Origin of the sequence: Endozoicomonas sp. YOMI1 (assembly GCF_024606345.1) — a bacterium.
Classification (GTDB): domain Bacteria; phylum Pseudomonadota; class Gammaproteobacteria; order Pseudomonadales; family Endozoicomonadaceae; genus Endozoicomonas.
In genome coordinates, this window is the sequence record NZ_JAHHPM010000391.1 from 1 (window position 1) to 3150 (window position 3150).

A 3150-nucleotide genomic window follows, 5' to 3' on the forward strand; every position below is an offset into this window, starting at 1 on the left:
TATCGAACTGGGTTTCACTGAAGCTGATATGTCGGGCTTCCGGGGTGAAGCGTTGACCGGTAGTAAATAACTCCCGAATGGAGCGGGTTAAGTCCAACAGCGTGTAAGTGGTGTCTTTATTGGTTTTGGCCACGGCACTGATATTGAACGTCATCCGGTACTTTGCCCTTGGCCCTGGCGTTGTTCTTCATTAATGGATTCCAGCTGCACCAGGATGGCTGGAAGGTCTAAATCCTATTCCTGTCCGGTGGCTGAATAGCCAAGGAGCGTGTTTGCAGAAACCTGCTTCAGATGGGTAATCAGCTTTTCAATAATCTGTCGTTCAGGATTCGATGTTGAAGGCATAATTGAGTTCTTGATGGAGCAGTTCAGTAAACCGGTTTACCAGTAGAGGGCTGATTTTTGCCAGTGAGGTTTCAGCTTCCCTATCGATCCGGACGGTTTTCTTTTCCAGCGGCAAGCCCATCCACATCCACCTGCCTGAGCGTTTGGACTGTTGGTAACGGTGTTGCCAGTTATCCTTTCGCTCAAAGATCAGTTCCCGGGAAGCATTGACCGGCTGCATCAAAAAACTGTTTTCCCAAAAACTGTGGCTGCCTACCCGGTCACCTCGGCGGGTTTGTCTTGGGTTACCCAGACGATGGACACCCACTTCATTAATACCAACCCAGATGGTCAGGTAACGCTCTTTTCTGCCGTAGCTTTTATTAAGCCTTACCTTGATCCGGTTCAGCTCCTTCAGCCGTTTTTGTGAAACCTTCATTCGTCGGGACATATCACGCAGTACTTGTCGTTCAGCCCAACGGCTCAGTTTGGACAGGGCTCTCTGAATGGCTTGCTCGGCTTTTTCCGGGGACTGTTTGAACAGGGCGGTGAGTTCTTCGATATCACCGCTGACTTCCTGTTCAATGAGCATAGATATTCCATTTGGCTAAGTAGCCATCGTCTTTCAGTTTTCGGTCGACTTCATAAACCTGACCATTGGCCAACACGGTATCGCCAGGCTTCAGCCGGATAGCACTATCCACAGAGAGAACGGTGACTTCACCCTGGACAGCCTCATACATGCCAAGTGCCACCAGTTCTTTATTGATGATTCCCAGGGTTTCCAGCGATGACTGATCCGAAAACGTCAGTAAAACCGACTGCCCGAAGGTTGAAAGTATGGTGTGATCCATCACTTTGAAGGCTTCATCCATTTGAGCAGCCTCCTTGCTTTTGGGTTAGCTCATGGACAGTTTGATCACTGTCCGTGGTCGTAAGTTGATTGGCAGTGGATTCGACTGGGTATGAACAATCACACCCTTCTCAAAATCCATCACCTTCTGCTTGGCATAGCGAGGCAGGCCAATGGTATTCACCGTTTCCACAAAATCTGCCGGCGCAAACCAGGTCTTAAAGATATCCGCCCCAGTCGGGTAGAGATAAGCCTCATTGGCGGCAACAAAGTCATTGCCACCTACTGAGCCCCGGTACTCTTCCCAATCAATATCCGCAAAACGGAACCGGCCCTTGGGATCGACGCGCAATGCTTCACCGTCCTGCCAACGCTGGTAGGCTTCTTTTACTAACTTGTGGCCAACCAGCCCATCAAAGAAGTCGGAGCCACAAAACGCATGGAGACCGCTGTAAGGCAATGCACCGAGCGCATCATCCACCAGGCGACGGGCTTTGACGCCCTGGGCACGAACGTCAGTGGTCGTGCTGCTGAACTTGAAGTCATGGGTTTGCTGAGTAACACCGAACTCATCAAACAGGTTGTAGAGTATGGTGCTGCCATCGCCATCCAGGATTTCACCCTTGAGGGCACCCATGCGCAGAAATTCCAGCGTCACCTCATGGTTGGCATTCATCTTTTGCAACCGCTGGTTCACGACAGCCTGTACTCCCTGCATGGCATCTTCACTGCCAAACTGACGGACATTCTGCACTTCTGCTGCAAGAATGGTGCTGTCATGGGGAATATGGGGTACCACAAAGCTGCGTAACTGACGTTTATCGCCAATGGCTTGGGTGGCGGGTGCGCCACGCTCGGTAGAGGGCAACAAGCGGAGTTCTCCGTTAATGCTCTCTACCACGACGGTTGTTGTATTGATGCCGCTCTCCTGAAAGAGGCCCAGTTGCCCAAGACGACCAGGCTTGTAGTCCATCTCATTGATGGTGGCGGTCAGGCTGGTAAGGCTGAACGCATCGTCATTAAAAATATCCAGCATGTTATCGCTCCTTGATAACGGAAGTTTGTTAAGAATGGGTTACAGAGGTAAAAATCAGGAAGGGTTATTCACTGCGCAGGACAATATCCAGCCGAGCCAGTTGATCTACAGCAGTCGCCTTTTGCTCATCGGTGATTCCGGCAGGCCAGATCAGCAAACTGTCCACCACTTCTGCCAGACGGGCGATAATCACACCGTCACCACCAGAGGCATCAGTCACCTTGCTAGCGTAGAGAATACCTGCTGCGGTTTCAGTGCCATCAGAAGCACCTGGATCAAGGGGCTTGAATGCTCCGGTAGCCGATTCTTTGCCGATCACGGTGCCAGGCTCCATCGTCAGGTTCGCAGCCAATGGCACCTGCTCACGGCTGATGCTGTTATTGCCTTCAGACACCAGAAATTCACCGGTATAGACCGATTCCGTTTTTACGCTCATGGGTAAAGTCCTTTTGGTTGGAGGATATTAGACAGGGGTTAAGCGCGATTACGCCGACTGTAAATTGCCTGGGTATCTATGGCAGAAGTGGTGGGTTTCAGGCCTTGCTGTTTGGGCGTCAGGGCATTGTTGATGGGTTCATCTTCAGAGGTCAGTAATGCCAGGAGACTGTTTTGCACCTCGGATACCGAGCAGTCGTCTTTTATAAAATCCGCTGCCTTATCCGGGAAGCCTGCTGTTTGGCAAAGGTTCTTAATCTGGTCATAGCTGGCAAGTCGAACCTTGACCTCAGCTTCCGACAGTGCCGCTTTAAGAATTGCAGGGGTTTTTTCCGCATAACCAGCCTGACGACAAAGATCAGCAATAGCCACAGAATCAACTTGAGGTTGCGATGCCACCGTCTGATTCTGTGGCGGAGTTGGCTCTGCCTGGTTTTTAACTTGCTTGATACGTCCATAGCCATCCGGTGTATTACGGAACATGGAGAGATCAAAGCGGGCA

The 3150-nt window shown here is 50.9% G+C and carries 5 protein-coding genes; all 5 read right to left on the minus strand.

Annotated features, from left to right (window positions below; all coding sequences use genetic code 11):
• Positions 1 to 322: 322 nt before the first annotated feature.
• Entirely contained in the window at positions 323 to 916 is a 594-nt protein-coding gene (locus tag KDK15_RS13995; RefSeq protein WP_257296006.1) for a hypothetical protein, read from the minus strand.
• The gene (locus tag KDK15_RS14000; RefSeq protein WP_257296007.1) at positions 906 to 1199 is read right to left on the minus strand and encodes a hypothetical protein; all 294 of its coding nucleotides are present in this window, start codon (positions 1197 to 1199) and stop codon (positions 906 to 908) included. Before KDK15_RS14000 ends, KDK15_RS13995 begins: the two co-directional genes overlap by 11 nt.
• Positions 1200 to 1223: 24 nt before the next feature.
• Positions 1224 to 2213: a major capsid protein gene (locus KDK15_RS14005; protein WP_257296008.1), complete on the minus strand. Its 990-nt coding sequence runs from the start codon at positions 2211 to 2213 to the stop codon at positions 1224 to 1226.
• Between the two features lie 64 nt (positions 2214 to 2277).
• Positions 2278 to 2649 carry a head decoration protein gene (locus KDK15_RS14010; RefSeq protein WP_257296009.1) on the minus strand — a complete coding sequence of 124 codons (372 nt, stop codon included), beginning with the start codon at positions 2647 to 2649 and terminating at the stop codon, positions 2278 to 2280.
• A gap of 38 nt (positions 2650 to 2687) precedes the next feature.
• Positions 2688 to 3150 (minus strand): hypothetical protein (locus KDK15_RS14015; protein ID WP_257296010.1); only part of this gene is annotated, 463 nt, incomplete at its 5' end.

What these genes read in the sequence shown, in the direction of transcription:
- KDK15_RS14010 (WP_257296009.1), bottom strand. Translation starts at nt 2,649, where the DNA reads ATGAGCGTAAAAACGGAATCGGTCTATACCGGTGAATTTCTGGTGTCT.
- KDK15_RS14000 (WP_257296007.1), bottom strand. Translation starts at nt 1,199, where the DNA reads ATGGATGAAGCCTTCAAAGTGATGGATCACACCATACTTTCAACCTTC.
- KDK15_RS14005 (WP_257296008.1), bottom strand. Translation starts at nt 2,213, where the DNA reads ATGCTGGATATTTTTAATGACGATGCGTTCAGCCTTACCAGCCTGACC.
- KDK15_RS13995 (WP_257296006.1), bottom strand. Translation starts at nt 916, where the DNA reads ATGCTCATTGAACAGGAAGTCAGCGGTGATATCGAAGAACTCACCGCC.